The organism is Roseibium sp. RKSG952 (assembly GCF_009711355.1).
In genome coordinates this window covers 1-1,706 of the sequence record NZ_SMMF01000543.1, presented here as the reverse complement: position 1 = coordinate 1,706, position 1,706 = coordinate 1, and the positions used below count along the sequence as shown (strand labels likewise).

Sequence of the window (1,706 nt, the reverse complement as noted above, 5' to 3'; positions counted from 1 at the left end):
AGATTGACCGCAAGGCCTTGCCCGATGTGGACGGGGCTGTTGCTGCACGCGTCTATGCTGCCCCGCGCAGCGAGCGGGAAGCCCTGATGTGCCAGATCATGCGGGATGTGATTTCGCATGATCGCCGGCATCTGAAGCGGGTTGGGATAGACGATCATTTTTTTAACATTGGCGGGCACTCGATCTTTGCGGCGCAATTCGCCATGCGACTGGAGAAGGCTCTGGGGACCCATGTGCCGGTGCGGCTTGTGTTCGAGTTCCCGACAGTGCGCCGGATGGCGGAAAGGCTGGATGAAGATTTTGGACGCGCCTTGCCTTCGGTTGTGCCCGCAAACCGGGCAGCACAGGTGCCAGCATCGTTCGAACAGGAGCGTATGTGGCTGGCCAACAGTCTGTATCAAGGTCAGCCGGTTTACAATGAAGGTCTGCCGCTGAAGATCACCGGCCCGGTTGATACAGAAGCGTTTGTGACGGCAGTGCAGGGGATCCTGGACCGATACGAAGTTTTGCGGACCCGGCTCCTGAGCAAAGATGGTCAACTATATCAACGAATTGACCCTGCTGGGGCGCTGAAGGTAATGTTCGAGGATTGGTCGGGTTACCTTCAGCCGATTGAAGAGCTGGAGCATGCCGCGCATGAGCGCTGCATCAAGCTTATTGCGGTTCCTTACGATCTGGGGCGGGACCACCCCTGCCGGGCGCTCGTCGTGAAGCTGTCCGATGTCTGTCATGTCTGGTGTCTGGCAACCCACCACAGTGTTGGTGACAACTGGTCCTTGAGCCATGTCATGCCCGCAGATTTCCTTGAACTCTACACGGCAGCGGTCGAGACGCGTGCCCCTGATTTACCTGATATAGCCTTGCATTATGCGGACTATGCGGCCTGGCAGCGCTCGGACGCGATGTTGGATGTTCTGGGTGCCGAACTTGCATGGTGGAATACCAAACTTGAGGACGCGCCGGAAGTGATTGATCTTCCAAGCGATAGGCTCCGTCCGGCAAAGAGGGATCACGTTGGGACCCGGGTTGCTGTCTCAGGTTTTGACAAGGCGCAGTGGCGGGCGGTTGAGGAGTATGCGGTCCTCCACAACGGCACACCGTTCATGGTGTTTGCGGCCGCCCTTTCCGGACTGTTGTCGCGGGTGACTCTCTCGACGGACATTGTTTTGGGCACGCCCCATGTGATGAAGCCGGACGCAGCCCTTTGGGACGAGTTTGGCTATTTTGGTAATACGTTGGCGCTCAGAACGGAAGTGGACGTTGAGGCGAGCTTTGATCACTTGTTCGAACGCGCCCGCACAACGGTGAATGAGGCCTTTTCCCATCAATATGTGCCGTTTGAACAGGTTGTGGCGACTTTGGGGTCAAAGCCATCCAACGCAACACCAGTATTCCAGGTTCTGCTGGTCATGCATGCGTTCCGGGACGATGGCACGTTCGAGCGAACAGACATGGCGTTCGACATGTTTGGAGATGCCCTGCCGCAGGTTTCCAAATACGACCTCACGATCGACATTAATCCAGGACCCACCGGCGTTGATGTGTCTATCGAATACGCCACGGATCTGTTTGACGAGGTCACGGTCCGGCGCCTCGGAGACCAGCTGCAAGGGTTTCTTGTCAGCGCTTTGACCGCGCCACATGTCGCCATCTTTACCTTGCCGCTTCTAAACGAAGCGGAGCGGGAGCTTGTGCTGCATGGCTTC

General features: G+C 57.3%; 1 protein-coding gene. It reads left to right on the top strand.

The window, feature by feature from the left end; translation table 11 throughout:
- Positions 1-1,706, top strand: a 1,706-nt coding sequence (locus E1297_RS02120; RefSeq protein WP_209015590.1) for a condensation domain-containing protein, incomplete at both ends; no start/stop codon positions are given.